The 17,786-nt window shown below is 49.1% G+C and carries 16 protein-coding genes; all 16 read left to right on the top strand.

The window, feature by feature from the left end; all coding sequences use genetic code 11:
- Positions 1–82: 82 nt before the first annotated feature.
- The 16 genes from FD09_RS10310 (at position 83) to FD09_RS10385 (ending at position 17,709) form a co-directional block, all read left to right on the top strand.
- Positions 83–1,054 carry a LacI family DNA-binding transcriptional regulator gene (locus FD09_RS10310; protein ID WP_057821064.1) on the top strand — a complete coding sequence of 324 codons (972 nt, stop codon included), beginning with the start codon at positions 83–85 and terminating at the stop codon, positions 1,052–1,054.
- Positions 1,055–1,148: 94 nt separating this feature from the next.
- A complete protein-coding gene (locus FD09_RS10315) occupies positions 1,149–2,831 on the top strand; it encodes an alpha-glucosidase (RefSeq protein ID WP_057821066.1) in 1,683 nt (560 codons plus the stop codon).
- A gap of 3 nt (positions 2,832–2,834) precedes the next feature.
- Positions 2,835–4,613 carry a glycoside hydrolase family 13 protein gene (locus FD09_RS10320; protein ID WP_057821068.1) on the top strand — a complete coding sequence of 593 codons (1,779 nt, stop codon included), beginning with the start codon at positions 2,835–2,837 and terminating at the stop codon, positions 4,611–4,613.
- A 371-nt stretch (positions 4,614–4,984) separates the two neighbouring features.
- On the top strand, positions 4,985–6,223 hold the full coding sequence (locus FD09_RS10325) for an extracellular solute-binding protein (protein ID WP_057821070.1): 1,239 nt from the start codon (positions 4,985–4,987) through the stop codon (positions 6,221–6,223).
- Positions 6,224–6,290: 67 nt separating this feature from the next.
- Positions 6,291–7,649 (top strand): carbohydrate ABC transporter permease, encoded by a 1,359-nt coding sequence (locus FD09_RS10330; protein ID WP_057821072.1) that lies wholly within the window; start codon positions 6,291–6,293, stop codon positions 7,647–7,649.
- Positions 7,650–7,654: 5 nt separating this feature from the next.
- Entirely contained in the window at positions 7,655–8,512 is an 858-nt protein-coding gene (locus tag FD09_RS10335; protein WP_057821074.1) for a sugar ABC transporter permease, read from the top strand.
- 84 nt (positions 8,513–8,596) lie between these two features.
- Positions 8,597–9,409, top strand: a complete 813-nt coding sequence (locus FD09_RS10340; protein ID WP_057821076.1) for a hypothetical protein — start codon at positions 8,597–8,599, stop codon at positions 9,407–9,409.
- Positions 9,402–11,675, top strand: a complete 2,274-nt coding sequence (locus tag FD09_RS10345) for a glycoside hydrolase family 65 protein (RefSeq protein ID WP_057821078.1) — start codon at positions 9,402–9,404, stop codon at positions 11,673–11,675. Before FD09_RS10340 ends, FD09_RS10345 begins: the two co-directional genes overlap by 8 nt.
- 40 nt (positions 11,676–11,715) lie before the next feature.
- A complete protein-coding gene (gene pgmB, locus FD09_RS10350) occupies positions 11,716–12,387 on the top strand; it encodes a beta-phosphoglucomutase (RefSeq protein ID WP_057821080.1) in 672 nt (223 codons plus the stop codon).
- 136 nt (positions 12,388–12,523) lie between these two features.
- The gene (locus tag FD09_RS10355; protein ID WP_083487778.1) at positions 12,524–13,924 is read left to right on the top strand and encodes an MATE family efflux transporter; all 1,401 of its coding nucleotides are present in this window, start codon (positions 12,524–12,526) and stop codon (positions 13,922–13,924) included.
- Between the two features lie 105 nt (positions 13,925–14,029).
- Positions 14,030–14,989: an ATPase, T2SS/T4P/T4SS family gene (locus tag FD09_RS10360; RefSeq protein WP_057821081.1), complete on the top strand. Its 960-nt coding sequence runs from the start codon at positions 14,030–14,032 to the stop codon at positions 14,987–14,989.
- Positions 14,982–15,998 carry a type II secretion system F family protein gene (locus tag FD09_RS10365; protein ID WP_057821083.1) on the top strand — a complete coding sequence of 339 codons (1,017 nt, stop codon included), beginning with the start codon at positions 14,982–14,984 and terminating at the stop codon, positions 15,996–15,998. The genes FD09_RS10360 and FD09_RS10365 overlap by 8 nt, the downstream gene beginning before the upstream one ends.
- Positions 15,999–16,019: 21 nt before the next feature.
- A complete protein-coding gene (locus tag FD09_RS10370; protein WP_057821085.1) occupies positions 16,020–16,397 on the top strand; it encodes a prepilin-type N-terminal cleavage/methylation domain-containing protein in 378 nt (125 codons plus the stop codon).
- Positions 16,390–16,833 (top strand): type II secretion system protein, encoded by a 444-nt coding sequence (locus FD09_RS10375; protein ID WP_157053768.1) that lies wholly within the window; start codon positions 16,390–16,392, stop codon positions 16,831–16,833. Before FD09_RS10370 ends, FD09_RS10375 begins: the two co-directional genes overlap by 8 nt.
- Entirely contained in the window at positions 16,799–17,080 is a 282-nt protein-coding gene (locus FD09_RS10380) for a hypothetical protein (protein ID WP_057821089.1), read from the top strand. Before FD09_RS10375 ends, FD09_RS10380 begins: the two co-directional genes overlap by 35 nt.
- Positions 17,071–17,709 (top strand): hypothetical protein, encoded by a 639-nt coding sequence (locus FD09_RS10385; protein WP_057821091.1) that lies wholly within the window; start codon positions 17,071–17,073, stop codon positions 17,707–17,709. The genes FD09_RS10380 and FD09_RS10385 overlap by 10 nt, the downstream gene beginning before the upstream one ends.
- Positions 17,710–17,786 lie beyond the last annotated feature (77 nt).

Genomic DNA, 17,786 nt, shown 5'->3' on the forward strand with positions numbered 1-17,786 from the left:
CAACTCCTAATGTGAATAAAACTAGCCTAATACAAACAAATCAACGGTGCAAGATACCGTGGTGAGAAAGAAGGATGGGATCGTGGCTACTTTAGGTGACGTGGCAGCAAAAGCCCATGTGTCCAAGATGACCGTATCCCGAGTGATCAATCACCCCGAGAAGGTGACCCGAGAGTTACGGGAACTGGTTTATGCCGCTATGAGCGAGCTGAATTATCAACCAAACATCGCCGCCAAAGCACTGGCCAATAATCGGACCCAGATCGTGAAACTCTTTATTTTAGAAAAGATGGACACGGTGGAGCCCTATTATATGAGTTTACTGGCCGGGTTAGCGGATGCTTTAGATGAGAAAAACTACGCACTGCAATTGGTCACCAAGAATAGCTTAGAGGTGGGGAATTGTGACGGGTATGTGGTGACTGGGATGCGAAATAAGGACTATGGGTGGTTGGAAACTGTTGAAAAGCCCATCGTATTATATGGCGAAAATCAAATGGGCTTTGATTATGTCGATACCGACAATCTCCTGGGACTGCGGACGAGTACGAATTATGCTTTTACTTGCGGGTACACGACAGTCGTTTTTGTGGGCATCAATTTGCCCGACTCCTTTGCCGAATCCAGAGAAAAAGGGTACACATTGGCGATGGCGGCCCACCATGCCCCGCCTATTATTTATCGAGTGGATAATCGCTCTCACATTTCGGATGATTTGATTACCAAGCATTTTACAAAATTTCCAAAGAATGTTTGCTTTGTGTGCGCCTCAGATCGCTTGGCGATTGGCGTGGAACGGGCCATTCAACGTCAGGGCGGCAAAATTCCGGAGGACTATGGGGTGATCGGATTTGATGGCGTCTTTTTGGATCGGATCGGTTCGCCGCAACTGACCACCATCCGTCAGCCTGTCCAGAAGATGGGTTACGAAACCGGCCGGATGGTGCTGCGTAAGATAGAGGAAAACGGTTCGCCCCAGGGACATGAAGTTTTTGTTTCCACCTTGGTCCCCCGAGGGACCACTCGGGCACCAAAATCTTTACCCGCCAAATAATGCCTTGTGTTACCGATAACATGGGTCTAACCAATTGCCTTTGCACACGCTTTCGCTTAAGGTGAATGCAGTGAGCAAGAGAGGGGCATGACGCATGGCAGCATGGTACGACCAAGCCATTATTTATCAGGTGTATCCCAAAAGTTTTAAAGACAGCAACGGTGATGGTATCGGTGATTTGACCGGTATTACTGAGAAGCTAGATTATTTTACACAACTCGGTGTGAACACCCTTTGGTTGAATCCAATTTTTCGATCTCCGCAAGTGGATAACGGGTATGACGTATCCGACTTTTATGCCATTGATCCGCAACTGGGGACTTTGGCCGATTTCAAAGCATTGATCGAGGCCGCTCATCGCCGCGGCTTGCGGATCGTGCTGGACATGGTGTTAAACCACACATCGGATCAGCACCCATGGTTTCAAGGCGCCCTGCAAGGGCCAAAGAATCCTTACTATAATTATTACATTTGGGCCCACGGTGCTGACGGTCAGTTGCCGAATAATTGGGGCTCGTTTTTTGGCGGCAGCGTGTGGGCTCAGCACCCCACCGTGGCGGATCGCTATTATTTTCATCTATTTGAAAGACGGATGCCGGATTTAAATTGGCACAATCCTCAAGTGCGGCAAGAGATGACTAAGGTGGCCAATTACTGGGCGGATCTGGGCATTGACGGGCTGCGGTTGGATGCATTCATTCATTTGGCGAAGGCTGATCTGCATCAAAATTATCCGAGTGATGGTGCAGATCCAGTCGTGGCAGAAGGTATGTTTGCTAACTTGCCAGCTGTTCAGCCGTATTTGGCCGAATTTGTCGCTGGGGTGAAAGCAAACCACCCGGATCTATTTATTTTGGGCGAAGCGGCCAGCGCCACGGTGAATTTGGCCGCAGACTATACGCGACCGGCCGCCAACATGGCGGATGCGGTTATTTCCTTCCGATACTTTCCCACGAAACCACGGGCCAAAAGAGATGCCGTGCCGGCGGATTATCAACCCCAAAGGCTGGATTGGCTGGCCTTTCGGCAAGTCATGACTGATTGGCAGCAAACACTATTGCCGCCGCGGCGGCTCACACTTTACTGGGGAAATCATGATATGGCTCGGGTGGCGACCCGCATGGGCAGTCACCGTTATCCCCAACAATCAGCAAAGTCCTTAGCCACTTTGATGTATCTCCAACGCGGTTTGCCAGTACTGTATTACGGCGATGAATTGGGCCTAAGCAATGGCACCTTGGCCAGCCTAGCCGCGTTTGGCGATCCCACAGTGACAGCCTTTGCCAATGCGGCGAAGGCCGCCGGGTGGTCATCAGAGCGGATTTTAGAAAATGTCAATGCCACCCATAAATTGACTGCCCGGGCGCCATTGCCGTGGTCAGACGACATTGGTCACGGCTTTTCGAAAGTGGCCCCGTGGTTGGCAGTGAGTCAGGATGGCACACCGGTCAGCAAGCAAATGGCGGACCCCGACAGTGTATGGCACCATTACCAGCAACTGTTTGCGTTGAAACAAACGCCGCTTTTTACCCGCGGTAATTGGCAATTGCAAAATTGGGCTCCGTGGTTGTATGCATATACGCGCACGCTGGGTGTGGAAACTGCTTTGGTCGTGGTCAATATTAGTGATACGCGGCACACCGTGACAGTACCCCGTGCCTGGGCCCAGGCACCTGTCCAGCAATTAACGGTAGGTGCCGTGCACCAAACGGCGGCGGAGTTGACGCTCGGCCCATGGAGTAGTGCGGTTTTAACAATTAAGAAGGGGAGTAAATAACCTATGGAAAAAGCAGCAATCTATCATCGCCCGGAAAGCGAGTACGCCAGTCTTTATACGACTGATGAATTGCGTTTACGTCTGCGGACCAAACGAAATGACATCGCCCAGGTGGACTGTTTATGGGGGGATCCCTACAGTCAAGTGAAGCGGGACGGTGAAAGTGAGTGGGGCTACGAACGGACTCCTATGCAGATTATTGCACGGACGGATGTGTATGATTATTGGGGCGTGGCAGTGAGCATTGCCACTCATCGGCTGCAATACGGGTTTGAATTAACGGATACGGCCAAGAAACCCGCGACGATTGGCTACGGTGACCAGGGATTTTTCCCAGGCACGCCAGAAGGGATTAAACACGCGTCCATGTTCCGGTTGCCATATTTTCACGACATCGATCGCATCAAAGCGCCTGAGTGGGTATCGAACACAGTATGGTATCAGATTTTTCCAGAGCGGTTTGCGAATGGTGATCCCACGAATGATCCGGCAGGGACGCTGCCTTGGGCCAGTAAGGAACATCCTGGCCGGACTGACTTTTACGGCGGCGATTTGCAAGGGGTCCTCGACCATCTCGATTATTTAAAGAAGCTAGGAATCAACGGTCTGTATTTCTGTCCCATCTTCAAGGCCTATTCCAATCATAAGTACGATACCATTGATTATTTGGAAGTTGACCCCGACTTTGGCGATAAGAATTTATTCCGTGAAGTGGTCGAAGCTGCCCACAAGCGGGGGATGAAAGTTATGCTGGACGCTGTCTTCAATCACATTGGCGATCAATCCTATCAGTGGCAAGATGTTTTGGCTAAAGGTCAGGATTCGCGGTTTGCGGATTGGTTCCATGTCCATTCTTTCCCTGCGCGTTATGAAAAGACGGATGACTTTGAAGAAGCCAAAAACATCACTTACGATACGTTTGCGAACACGCCCCACATGCCGAAGTTAAATACCGCCAACCCAGAGGTTCAGGAGTATTTGCTGACAGTAGCCAAGTATTGGATCGAGAACTTTGATATTGACGCATGGCGGCTGGATGTCGCCAACGAAGTGGATCACCATTTCTGGCGCAAATTTGCCGAGGTATGTCATGCAGCTAAACCGGAATTCTATATCCTAGGTGAAGTGTGGCATTCATCTCAGCCGTGGCTGCAAGGGGATCAATTTTCCGCTGTAATGAATTATGCCTACACCGATTTGATCAAAGAAGGAGTGGTCAAGAAGAACATTACTCCCACCCACATGGTGGATTCGCTGAATCAGCAACAGATGCTCTACGCGGATCAAACCACCGAAGTAATGTTTAATGTCTTGGATTCCCACGACACCCCGCGCTTGCTCACAGAATGTGCCGACGATGCGGATTTAATGCGTCAGGCTGAGGCCTTCACGTATTTGCAGAAGGGTTCGCCATGTGTCTATTATGGCGATGAAGTCGGCATTGACGGGCACGAAGACCCCGATTGCCGCAAATGTATGATTTGGGATCCCAAGAAACAAAATCAAGACATGCTGAAGTTCTTCCAGCAACTGATTGCACTGCGGAAGGAGTACGCTGCAGTCATCAGTAAAGGAACGACCGATTGGCGGACAGTGGCCGACATCACCGGACTGGTCCACTTAGTCCGCAAACATCGCGGCATTCATTTGCACGGCGTCTTTAATTTCGGCGAGAAACCGGTAGCAATAAAGCATGTGCACAAAACAGACATCTTGATGAAACAAGGAGTGGACGAAAAGAAATTGGCGCCCAATGGTTTTCTGATTTATGTGAAAAAATAATGTAAGCAATCTGCAAGCACCCGTTTCAGTTTTGATTGGTTGAACCGGGTGCTTTTGTCATATCAATAGATGGATTACCGACACGGCGGCCTTGATGACACTTTTTGAGTAAGCCATCTTGTTACCGGTATCATTGGTAAATCGCTTGCAAACCATCCTGTGGGTTGTGATAATGAATGCGTGTTCAAGAAATGATTCAGTGATTCATTGTTTCAGAACTTCTGCTTTGAGGGCATTGACACACGTGATCAGATTAACAAGCTGCTCAAATGTGCCGCTTTAAAAGCACAAGATATTTTGAGTTAACGACAACCCGTTCCGTCAATTCTCAATTATTGAACGGTATGTCGGACTCGCAGGAGGAATTATCAATGAAGTTATGGAAAAAAGTCGCAGTTGCCGGTACGACACTTTTGGCCGCAGTCGCGTTGGTGGCTTGTTCCGGTGGTTCAAGTTCATCAAGTACAGCTTCGAGTAAGTCAGGTAGTGTCTCAGGAAGCGTTAGTCTTTGGGTAGACACCACACAGGTGCCGTTTTACAAGACAATTGTTAAGAATTTCAATAAGAAATATCCCGATATCAAGGTTAAGCTGACTCAGAGTCCCAACGGCTCAGCCAATGCCAAGACCGATGTCGGTAAAGACCCCGCCAAAGCAGCTGATGTCTTTGAAGTCCCGAATGATCAATTGGGCCAATTAGCCGAATCAGGCTACATCAATCCATTATCTCCTGCTGCTGAAAAGACTGTAAAAGCCAACAACACGTCTGTGTCTGTAGACGGTGTCACTTGGAAAGGTAAAATGTATGCCTTCCCATTTGCCGAACAGGCCCAAACAATTTACTACAACAAATCGAAGTTAACTGCTGAAGATGTGAAGTCTTGGGACACATTAACCTCAAAGGGTGTGTTGGCCACGGACTTCTCTAACTCTTATAACTTCTATCCCGTCATGTTCTCCGCCGGCACCGAACTCTTTGGTAAAGATGGTGAAACGTTGAAGGGCACGACAGCCAACACTGAACAAGGTGTTAATGCGCTTAAGTGGTTAGCCGCACAAAAGAGCAACAAGGGGGTTATGCAAACCTCTAATGCTTTGAATCAACTCAAATCTGGTCATGCCCAAGCCATCATCGACGGTCCTTGGGATGCCGCGAACTTGAAGAAGATCTTAGGCGACAACTATGCTGTGGCCCCTTATCCAACGATCAATATCGGTGGTGAACAGAAGCAGATGCAAGCCTTCCTAGGGATTGAAGCCTTCGCTGTGAATTCACACACGGATGCCAAGAACCAAAAGGCGGCTGCTGCGCTAGCAGAATTCATCACGAACAAACAATCGCAATTGATTGTGTATGAAGAATCTGGTCAGATTCCGACAGACAAAGCCACGCAAGCCAGCGACAAGGTAGCCAGTGATCCAGTGGCCAAGGCCGTCATGGTCATGTCCAAGCCAGGGTACTCCACCTTAATGCCGAAGATGCCGCAAATGGCGACCTTCTGGGATGCCGCGACACCGTTGATCAATGGTGCTTATACAGGTTCTGTTAAGGAAGCACAATATACGACGAAGCTTGATGCCTTCGTAAAACGGATTTCTAAAGCAAACTAACTAGTTGTCAAAAGGGGTGGGCAAGTGCCTCACCCTTTTTGTTTCAGTGAAAAAGAAGGGGAAGCTTATGTTTAAGAGAAAAGATAAAAAACCGCCAAAAGCCACCTATAAAGAGGTTTGGTCCAAGGGCGGCTGGGCATCGAAGCTTTCGTTTTTCCTAATGGGTGTCAGTAGCCTCAAAAATCGCCAATGGGTGCGGGGGATTGCGTATCTTGCCATTGAAATTGCGTTCTTTGCTTGGTTTGTGATGAACGGCATTTCAGCCCTCAGTATGCTGAGTAATTTAGGGGCCATTAAGAAAAAGCAGCTGGTGTTTGATAAACAGGAGGGTGTGTACATCACTAAGCTCCCGGATAATTCAGTCACGATTCTGTTGTTCGGTGTGTTGGCCGTATTGCTCTTGTTGGGCATAATCTTCTTGTATGTGACCAACTTGCGCGCCACCAAGAAATTGTATATCGATAATCGCGACGGCGAACATGTGGAAACGAACATGGAACAATTGAAGTCCTTGTTTGACAGCCGGTTGCACACGACTTTGATGACGATTCCAATTATTGGGATTTTAGCCTTCACGGTGCTGCCCACGTTGTACATGATCTCCATGGCTTTCACCAATTATGATTCGAAACACTCCATCGGGTTTTCCTGGACGGGCTTTCAGGCGTTTGGTAATGTCCTGAGCGGTGACTTAGCCGGGACCTTCTTCCCAGTCTTGGGTTGGACATTGGTTTGGGCCGTGTGTGCCACCGCCACCACCTTCTTCTTTGGGGTGTTGCTGGCGATGCTGATTGAATCGAAGGGAATCAAGTTTAAGGGTGTTTGGCGGACACTATTCGTCATTGTCTACGCTGTCCCGCAATTCGTTTCCTTGCTGCTAATGGCCCAATTCCTGGATCCCCAGGGGCCCTTAAACAACATCCTGATGAACTGGGGCTTGATTGCCCACCCGATCAACTTTATTGGTGCATCTGCCAGCCCGTTGGTGGCGCGAATTACCGTTATCGTAGTCAACATGTGGATCGGTATCCCAGTATCGATGCTGGTTTCCACAGCGATTATTCAGAATTTACCACAGGATCAAATTGAAGCAGCACGGATGGATGGGGCCAATGCCTTGCAAGTATTCCGTTCAATCACTTTTCCGCAGATACTTTTCGTGATGGCACCTTCCTTGATTCAACAATTTATTGGAAATATTAATAACTTCAACGTCATTTATCTGTTGACGGGTGGTTACCCAATGAACAACAACTACGTCGGTGCCGGCGATACGGACTTGCTGGTCACCTGGTTGTATAACTTGGTCTTCGGACAAACTCAGCGATACAACGCTTCAGCCGTGTTAGGCATTTTAATCTTCATTCTGAGCGCGGTGTTCTCACTGGCGGCGTATCGTCGGACGAATGCATTTAAGGAGGGCTGATCATTATGAAATCATATAAAGTACAGCGGCGCCTGTCCTTAACGTTCCGGTACCTGCTGCTTGTCGTGTTGGCAGTGATCTGGCTGGTGCCAATTCTTTGGATTATCCTGGCCAGCTTCTCGTATAATGACACTGGCTTTGTGTCCACGTTTTGGCCAGAAAAATTCACGATTCAAAACTACGTGGGAATTTTAAATAGCAGCCAGTTCCCATTCTTGGACTGGATGCGCAACACCTTCATCGTGGCGGTCATTTCGATGGTGTTATCGACATTTGTGACGATCTCGGTGGCTTATGCTTTATCGCGGCTGCGTTTCCGCTTCCGCAAACCATTTTTACAGATTGCCCTAGTTCTGGGAATGTTCCCCGGTTTTATGTCCATGATTGCGTTGTATTACATTCTTAAGAGCTTCAATATGCTCAACTTAGGCGGCTTAGTGCTGGTTTATGTCGGTGGTGCGGGCCTTGGGTTCTACATTGCCAAAGGGTTCTTTGATACGATTCCTCGTTCTATGGATGAAGCGGCAATCATCGATGGTGCTACGCGCTGGCAAGTCTTTATCCATATTGGACTGCCCATGTCTCGGCCAATGATCGTCTACACTGCCTTGATGGCCTTTATCGGTCCATGGATCGACTTCATCTTTTCCGGGATCATCCTGTCATCTTCGGGCAATGCCCGCACCTACACGATCGCTTATGGGTTATACAATATGCTGCACAGTACGAAGGGCTCCTCGACGACTTATTTCACCCAGTTCATTGCCGGGTGTGTGGTGATTGCCATTCCAATCACGATCTTGTTCGTTATCATGCAGAAGTTCTATGTGAATGGGATTACTGCGGGAGCTGATAAGGGTTAATGTGATTTCGCTAACCGCGCTTTCTATTCAGTTTGGATTCTGGTAAAACCAAAAGCAGAGAGTGGTTAACGAGGAGGATTTTTCATGGATTTTGGCAGTGTTTTTCCATTTAATTATTTGACGGCTATTATTTCTCCAAAGAAGACATTCACACACCGGCATGATATGGGTTGGTGGAAAATGATGTTGATTTGGATTGTATTGCTGATGCTGATGATCGTTCCGATTCCAGCGTATTATGGCCGTCAGGAACAAGTGAACATGGATATTTTATTGCCAAAAACCGCCCAAGCGATTGATTCAACGGGGGCACAGCGGGGGCTGGCCACTGCTTTTCAAAGTAAAACCTCCCGCCGCGTGGTGCTTTATCGGGATCGCCAGGTTATTATTGGACAAAATCTGAGTAAGACGCAGGCAAAATCACGGCCGGTCAGTATCACTGTCCAGCCCAAGTATTTCGCGCTGCTGGAAGATAAAGCGGCGTTTCGCGTACCACGGCGCACTCATATTCCATATCGGTCGGTGACTCAGTATTTAAATCGCCAATGGTACGCGCAAAACAAAAGTTTGGTAACGATGTATTTTGTCACGTTGTTCGGTGGTATTAGTTTTGTCGTGATGTTGCTGTTGTGGTTGGGCCTGGCTTTCTTGCTCTGGCTATCTCGCTTCAACCATGCCAGCAGTGTGCGGCGGTTTAAAGAGAGTGCCAATCTGGTTTTGAACACGATGGGCGGCGGTGCCGTAGTGGCCTGTCTGGTGGGATTAGTTCACTTTCAATTTGGCTTTTCGTTGGTGATTTTGGTTCTCTGGACGATCATCATGATCAGCATTATGTTTTGGCAAACCCGTCTGAATGACGGCTATGTTGCCACGGGAAGGATGCAAACGTATGACTAAACGATTATTCGACATCGACCCTTGGCTGATTCGTACCCACACGCTGGCCAAGGACGATATCCGGCTTCAAGAAAGCCTGACAGCCATTGGCAACGGTTATATGGGATTACGGGGTAACTTCGAGGAAGGTTATTCCGGCGACAGCTTGCGGGGAACGTATTATGGCGGGATCTGGTTCCCAGACAAGACCCGCGTGGGCTGGTGGAAAAACGGTTATCCAGAATATTTTGGCAAAGCCATTAATGGTCCGGATTTCATTAGTATGCCGCTCACGATCAATAATGTGGCCATTGATTTAGCCAAAACACCGTTTCATGATTTTGATTTGCGCTTGGATATGCACAATGGGGTATTGCACCGAGAGTTTGTCGTGGATCTTCCTGAGTCTGTTCAGGTGAAGCTGAGTTTTGACCGGTTTATGAGCAACGCGGTGAAGCAGGCTGCTATGATCAAAATGACGGCCACCGTGCTCTCCGGTCAGGCGGACATTCGGGTGACTTCTCGCCTGGACAGCAATGTGCATAATGAAGACAGTAACTACGAAGAAATGTTTTGGCAGGAGTTGGGCCAGCATGCGGACAGCAACGGCGCCAGTACATTGAGCGTGACCACCAAGCCAAATCCATTCGGTGTGCCACAGTTCAGTCTGACGCTGGGAATGCAAAATGTGCTGAAGTCTCCAGCTCCGGAGACTCGGACAGCCGAAGAGAGCAGTCTGCTGGTGCAAGAGGATCTTGCTTGGCACCTGGCCACGGGTGAAAGCAGTACCCTGACAAAATATGTGACGGTAGTGTCCTCCCGGGATGTGCCGACTGAAAAACAGGTGTCAGCGATCAATGACTTGTTAAAGGAGGTCATGGATCAAGGGTATGATGCGTTGTTGGCAGCGCAAAATCGGATTTGGGCAGAACGCTGGCAAATGGCCGATGTGCTGATTGACGGTGATGACGCGGCTCAGCAAGGGATTCGCTACAATGTCTTCCAATTGTTCATGACTTATTACGGGGACGACGCCCGGCTAAACATTGGACCCAAGGGCTTCACTGGTGAAAAGTACGGGGGTGCCACTTATTGGGACACCGAAGCATACATTGTCCCGATGTACTTATCCGTGACGCCGTCGCGGGTTGTCCGGCAGTTGCTGGAATATCGTTACAATCAATTGGCGGGGGCGTACCACAATGCCCAGCAGTTAGATCTCAAGGGGGCACTATTCCCCATGGTCACTTTTGATGGCATTGAATCCCACAACGAATGGGAAATCACCTTCGAAGAAATTCACCGGAATGGAGCAATTGCCCACGCCATTGCCCAATATACGGACTACACCGGCGACCATAGCTATGTGGATGACCATGGTATGGCAGTGCTAGTCGGTATTTCCCGCTTCTGGGCGGACCGGGTATTCTTCTCCAAGCGTAAGGGCATGTACATGATTCATGGTGTGACTGGACCGAACGAATACGAGAATAACGTGAACAACAACTGGTACACCAATACGATGGCTACTTGGACCCTGCGGTATACTCTGAAGATGTTGCCGGAAGCCACTGCTGAACGGCTGGCTGAATTGGCAGTCACGGATGAAGAAAAAGCGCACTGGCAAGACATCATCGACCGGATGTATTATCCCCACGATGATGAATTGGGCATTTTTGTTCAAAACGATACCTTCCTGGATAAAGATATCCGATCGGCCAGTACGATTCCTGCCAACCAACGACCAATCAATCAGCACTGGTCCTGGGATCGAATTCTGCGCAGTCCGTTCATTAAGCAAGCCGATGTGTTGCAGGGCATTTATTTCTTGAATGATGAATATACGCAGGAACAAAAGGAACGCAACTTTGATTTCTATGAGCCGTTGACAGTTCATGAATCGTCCCTGTCCGCAAGTATTCACGCAATTTTGGCAGCCGAACTGGGAAAAGAAGAAAAAGCGGTTGACTTGTATCAACGGACTGCGCGGTTGGATCTGGACAACTACAACAACGATACTGATGACGGATTGCATATCACCTCCATGAGTGGCAGTTGGTTGGCCATTGTCCAAGGCTTTGCCGGAATGCGCCAACATGCAGACAAATTGTCCTTTAAACCATTTTTGCCGAAACAATGGACGAAGTATCAGTTCGCGGTCAATTATCGTGACCGAATTATCCAAATCACCGTGACTGCCGCTGGGACAGAATTACGCCTGCTCAAAGGGGCAGCACTGACCGTATGGTTATATGACCAACCGGTGGCGTTAGCGGCGGCTGATTAATGATGCAGTACAGTTGACATAGCGCAAGGGAGTGGATGAATTGTTAAAAGGATTTGTGTTTGATTTAGATGGAATTATTACGGATACGGCCAAATATCATTATGCGGCATGGAAACGGGTGGCCCAGGATGAACTTGGGATCACGATCAATCCGGCGGTGAACGAACATTTGAAGGGCGTTTCCCGGATGGATTCATTGAATGTGATTTTGAAGTTTGGGCACAAAGAAAATGCATACACCGATACGGAAAAAGCTGAATTTGCATCTGAGAAAAACGATTTATACAAATCACTTATTCAGCAGATGACACCAGATGATATTTTGCCTGGGATTGCGGATTTCTTGAAAGCCATCACGGCCAAAGGTTATCCAATGGCTCTGGCTTCCGCATCTCGAAATGCCCCGTTCATTATAGATCGGTTGCAGTTGGCCGAATACTTTTCCGCAATTGTCGATCCGGCGACGTTGACGAAGGGCAAGCCAGACCCAGAGATTTTTGAACGAGCGGCTGATTTGATTCATTTGCCCTATGCTGAAACCGTGGGAATCGAAGATGCAGTGGCCGGTATTGAAGGCATTCAAGCCGCGGGTATGTTCGCTGTGGGCGTCGGTTCACCCGATGTGTTGGGAAAAGCAGACCTACTTTTTCCGGATACGGCACATTTGAATTTGGCGCAGATTGAAACAGCATTTAACGCCGCCAGAAAGTAACCAAACAAATCCATTTTGAGATCGGGACAAAAGTCATTGTTCTGGTCTCTTTTTGTCACATTTCCCTCTAGTTATTACCGAACATTTGGAGTAAAGTAATGTAAATATTCTGTAAAATGGCGAAGGAGAAGTGGGAATGCATGATTTGACGCGGGGTCCAATCCTCAAACAAATTATTTGGTTTACAATACCGTTGCTTATTGGCAATATTTTCCAACAGATGTACACGGTGATCGATACGCTGATCGTAGGCCGGACGATTTCAGTACAAGCACTAGCCGCGGTGGGGTCCACGGGTAGCTTATTTATGTTGATCATTGGTTTTGCACAATCCACGACGGCTGGACTAGCAATTGTAACAGCGCAGCGTTATGGGTCTGGTGATTTGCGCGGGGTGAAAAAGTCGTTCGCCGCGTCAATCATCATTTCACTGGTGATTTCGGCAGTCTTGACGGCCCTCAGCCTGACTTTTACCATGCCGCTGTTGCGCTTGATGCAGACCCCTGCAGATATTATTCAGGATGCCGCCAGCTTCATTTCGGTTTTGTTCGGTGGTATCGTGATTGCTGTGTTCTACAATTTGTTTGCCAACATGCTGCGGGCGCTGGGTGATTCCAGAACACCGTTAATTTTCCTTATCATTGCGTGTATCGTGAACATTGCCCTGGATTTTTGGTTCATTCTGGGCTTTCACATGGGTGTGGCCGGTGCTGGGTATGCCTCTTTGACTGCGCAAGGTTTGTCCGCAGTGATGAGTGGTTGGTATATTTGGCATAAGGTACCCGAACTGGTTTTGCGGCGTAAAGACTTTCGTGATTTAGGAAAAGAAATTGTGCCGCACATCCGTATTGGTTTACCGATGGGCTTTCAAGCCTCAATTATTTCTGTGGGTTCATTGATTATCCAGATCATGCTGAATACGTTGGGGTCTCAAGCGGTGGCCGCGTATACCGCGTCTGCGCGAATTGACGGACTGGCCACGATGCCGGCGATGTCTTTTGGCATCACCATGGCCACCTTCGCCGCCCAAAACCTGGGGGCGCGGAAATATGATCGGATCCGGCAAGGAGTGACCAAAGCACTCATTACCTCGGTGTCCGTTTCCGTCGTCTTAGGTACGGGCATCATTTTATTGGGTAAACCGTTGGTGAATATGTTTGTCGGGACTCACCAACCGGCTGTGACCAACATGGCTCAGATCTATTTCCACTTCAATTCCAGCATGTACTTCTTACTCGCCATTTTGTTCATCGTCCGTTACACCTTACAGGGTCTGGGCCAAAGTATGGTACCGACGATGGCCGGGATTATGGAGTTGGTCATGCGGACTTTCGCTGGATTGATTCTGGTGCAAATGTTTGGTTTTGCCGGAGCCTCAGCGGCAAATCCGCTGGCTTGGTTGGGTTCATTGATGGTGTTGATTAGTTCATATGTCCGCACCATGCGCCGGTTGAAGAATTTAGCCGCGAATCCGCAACAGCTGGCAGAAGTCAAAGTGACTGGACAAGCGCCACAACGGTTGCGCTCAGAGCCGTAAATCGCGTAATTCGCTACACAAAATCCGCCAATTTTTGGATTGGTGGATTTTTTGTGTCCGATGCTTTCTTTTTTGCATACATATTAGGTGCAAGGAGGTGAGCGCGTGGAAGTGGCAAAGGACTTGATTGCACCGGCGATCAATGCTCGGGTGTCAGATATTTATATTCGACCAGTGACGCAGGGATATGCGGTGATATGGCGGCAAGCCGGGGATTTGGTGACGGCTTCGCGGCTGTCGCAGTACTCAGGGCAGCAAGTCATCAATGCGTTAAAATACCTGGCTGCCTTAGATGTCAGCGAAACCCGCCGCCCCCAAAGCGGCATGTGGCGCTATAACCCCCAAGTGAATATTCGGGTAGCGACGGTAGGGGATTATCTGGAGCGGGAAAGCGGGGTTTTGCGGATTCTTTATCCGCTGGCCAGTCAGCCAAACCTCTTCTTCCCAAGCCAATTCGATACGCTTTGTCGTTTAGCGCAGCAACGTGGATTAATTGCTTTTGCTGGGCCAATGGGTTCTGGCAAAACGACTTTGATGTACCACGTGGCTGCCCAGCTCGCCCGTCAAGGAATGGTGATGGCCATTGAAGACCCGGTAGAAATTGCCCATCCGGCCATCAAACAAATTCAAGTCAATGATACGGCGCAAATGAGTTATCCCGTATTACTCAAAGCCGCTTTGCGGGAACGGCCCGATTTATTGATTATTGGGGAAGTGCGGGACGCGGCCACAGCCCAACTCGCATTTGAAGCAGCACTCAGCGGCCATAGTGTGTTCACGACTATCCATGCTCGGACTACGGGCGGGATTGTCGGACGCTTGCGGCAAATGGGACTGCCAGAAGCCGTGCTGGCTAATAGCTTGAGCGCCTTGATTTATCAACGTCTGATTCCCCAGAGCACGGGGCCCCCGGCGTTGCTCTGCGATATTGGGGCACAGGACACATTGACTAAGCTGATCAGTACGCCGCAGCAATGCTTTGTGGCTTGGCAGCAATCATTGCGGTATTTATACGAACATGGCCGGATCACGGGGGAAACGGCGGCGAGGTTTCAATATGGTTAATTGGGGAAAACGCGGTAAAAGGATTAAGTATCAGCAAGAGACTTTTTTTATCATGCAAGTGGGCAAAATGCTGCGGCATGGATTGACCCTGCCGTTGGCAATTGATTACATTGCTCGCACTCAACCGGAGTTAAAACAAGCCGCTCGCCGCTTGGGCCATTTACTGGCGGCGGGGCAAAGTTTGGCAGCTGGTATGAAACGAACTGGTTTTTCTGCGCCTTTGTGTGATCAAGTGGCCATGGCCCAAGCCAATGGCCAGCTCAGTACGTTTCTGATCCGGTTAGGTCAATTCCAGCAAGGACAGCACAAACGTGTGCAAAAGCTACAACGGGCGTGTCTGTATCCCGTGTTCTTACTAGGCTTTGTGGGCATTATCTTGATCGTTGTGCGGCTGGTCATTCGTCCGCAATTTGCGGCGCTGGGTCTGTCTGGGGAGACCGATTACAGCCGGTGGCTGACAACGATCTTTGCGCTGGTCGTACTCAGCACAGCATTCATCGGCTGGCTCTTTTATCGCCGCTGGCACGCACCGATGAATGGTCCGCGGGTGCAGGCCCTAATGCGCTGGCCGGTGGTGGGTAAAATCTACCGCAGTCATGTGTATCACACGTTGCTTTATGATCTCAGCATGTTGCTGGGGAATGGCTGGACCATGAAGGAAATCGTTACCCTGCAACAATCTTTTGGCGTGGGATCACTCGTGGCAGCCATGCTCCATGATATGGAGAGCCAATTTGCTGAGGGCGCCGGCTTTGACGAAATTGTCACTGGGTTAGTTTATTTTCCACCGGAAGTGAGCGGTTTACTGGCTCAGGGGAGTGGGACGGAAGAACTTGCCCAGGAGCTGCAAGTGTTGGCAGATGCGTATTATGAAGCGATGCTGCAGCAGATCGACCGTTTGATCACGCGTGTCCAGCCAATTTGTTTCTTGCTGGTGGGACTGGCGGTGCTATGTATATACGGAGAATTGCTTATGCCGATTTATGGGCAGATGGATATTATTCAGTGAAAGAAATTGGAGGAATGAGTCATGATGACATTTGTTTTGAACCAATGGCGGAAACGGCGGAAAAAGAAAGCGTTTACACTTTTGGAAATGCTGCTCGTGCTGTTCATTATCGCCGCGCTGCTGTTACTCGTGTTGCCGAACTTAATTGCGCAGCAGGACCATGTGAATGCGAAGACGGATAAGGCTTTTCAGACGATGCTGCAGAATCAGGTTGTGTTGTATCAGTCAGATAATAACGGAAAGATTCCTACGAAATGGGATGAACTTGGTGACGGTAAAGGAAAAGATGATTATTTGTCCCAAGATCAAATCAATAAGGCAACAGAAAAATTTGAAATTGTTGGCGGAGAAGTTGTTCCGAGGAAAGCTGAAGCCGCGTCTTCAAGCAGCAATGCATAGGCCAGCCTTCACCCTACTGGAAGCGCTAATCGTGGTGGTTTGTATTTGTGGAGTGGCATTACTGGCAGTTCCCCGCGTCCAACAACTCGGTGAATCCATCACCATGCGCAGTTTCATCGATCGTTTCAAAACCACTTATGAACAATACGAGAATCGAGCGCGCCTATTGGATCGACGCTACCTGGCTAAGAACAACATTGGCGGCAAACAAATCAGTTTTGGTACGATTGGCGGTCATGAACAGACCATTCTACAAGTTCCATCAGAAATGTCGGTGACTGTTCCTGCGCAAGAATTAAACATTACAGCGAAGCGGATTGATCCAGCGACGTGGACTTTTAATCATCATCAATTGAATCAGAAAATCGTGGTGACAATTCAGTTCGGATGGGGGAGATTACGTGAAGAGAAAGCGACCAGCATTCCTGCTCGTTGAGGCAACGGTTGCCACCACTGTGTTAGTCACCCTGCTGCTCACGTATTTTGGCATAACGACCCAGTTGAACCACCAGCTGATAGCGGCCCAGGACACTGCCAGCGCCAATTTATTGTTATTGACGGCATTGCGCCAGCGAGGAAATAGCAGTCTGCAATTGGATGGTGATTGTTACTCGGCAAATTGGCAAGATCACAGGGTCACACTAATCAGCCCAAATGATGGGGTGTGTTGGCAATGGGAGTGAGCAGGCGAGCCTTTACTTTAGTCGAAACATTAGTGAGCTTGCTAGTGGTGTTGGTTTTTTGTCAGTTGGCTGCTGTGGTGATTCATCACTGTGTGGTCAGTCGGCAAAGCGGTGAGCTAGCGGCGGATCGATTTGAATGGTATCTAGCTAGCCAGCAACTACAAGAATATTTGCATAACAAGCGGATTGTCGGCATTCAAGCCGGGGCGTATGGTAATAATCTTGTATTCGATGACCATACCCAGTTCCAGAAACGACTTAATTTCTACCGCAATAAGAAGGTATCTAAACGCTGGATGCTTCGCAAAACCAATTCCGATGGTAGCGGCCACGAACCGATCATGACTGGCCTGATCAACTATGGCAACTTCATCATCATCAACTCCCGCCTGATCCGTCTGCAAGTGCGTTTACCAGCCAAAACAACAAGAGAGGGTGTATTGTATGAGTTGGATATTCCAGTGGCCAAAGCACCCGCGCCGGGCCATGATATTGCCCACGGCGATGATTCTCGGGACGCTCTTGATAAGCGTGCTGGGGTTGCTTACCATTCAGGGCGTCCAACGGGTCCAGACATGGCACGAGCTGCATCGCGAGCAGCACTTTCAAGCCGCTTTCCTGATCGCTAAACATGCAGTGGCAGATGGATCTGTCCGTGGTCGCGTGATATTTGGTCCAAACCAATCGGCCACATGGGAACTTAATA

It is taken from the genome of Schleiferilactobacillus perolens DSM 12744, assembly GCF_001435585.1.
GTDB lineage: Bacteria > Bacillota > Bacilli > Lactobacillales > Lactobacillaceae > Schleiferilactobacillus > Schleiferilactobacillus perolens.

Bases quoted from the DNA above. Each gene is read 5' to 3' on its own strand.
- FD09_RS10340 (WP_057821076.1), top strand. From the start codon at position 8,597: ATGGATTTTGGCAGTGTTTTTCCATTTAATTATTTGACGGCTATTATT.
- FD09_RS10325 (WP_057821070.1), top strand. From the start codon at position 4,985: ATGAAGTTATGGAAAAAAGTCGCAGTTGCCGGTACGACACTTTTGGCC.
- FD09_RS10370 (WP_057821085.1), top strand. From the start codon at position 16,020: ATGATGACATTTGTTTTGAACCAATGGCGGAAACGGCGGAAAAAGAAA.
- FD09_RS10375 (WP_157053768.1), top strand. From the start codon at position 16,390: ATGCATAGGCCAGCCTTCACCCTACTGGAAGCGCTAATCGTGGTGGTT.
- FD09_RS10355 (WP_083487778.1), top strand. From the start codon at position 12,524: ATGCATGATTTGACGCGGGGTCCAATCCTCAAACAAATTATTTGGTTT.
- FD09_RS10335 (WP_057821074.1), top strand. From the start codon at position 7,655: ATGAAATCATATAAAGTACAGCGGCGCCTGTCCTTAACGTTCCGGTAC.
- FD09_RS10330 (WP_057821072.1), top strand. From the start codon at position 6,291: ATGTTTAAGAGAAAAGATAAAAAACCGCCAAAAGCCACCTATAAAGAG.
- FD09_RS10345 (WP_057821078.1), top strand. From the start codon at position 9,402: ATGACTAAACGATTATTCGACATCGACCCTTGGCTGATTCGTACCCAC.
- FD09_RS10365 (WP_057821083.1), top strand. From the start codon at position 14,982: ATGGTTAATTGGGGAAAACGCGGTAAAAGGATTAAGTATCAGCAAGAG.
- FD09_RS10320 (WP_057821068.1), top strand. From the start codon at position 2,835: ATGGAAAAAGCAGCAATCTATCATCGCCCGGAAAGCGAGTACGCCAGT.
- FD09_RS10385 (WP_057821091.1), top strand. From the start codon at position 17,071: ATGGGAGTGAGCAGGCGAGCCTTTACTTTAGTCGAAACATTAGTGAGC.
- FD09_RS10315 (WP_057821066.1), top strand. From the start codon at position 1,149: ATGGCAGCATGGTACGACCAAGCCATTATTTATCAGGTGTATCCCAAA.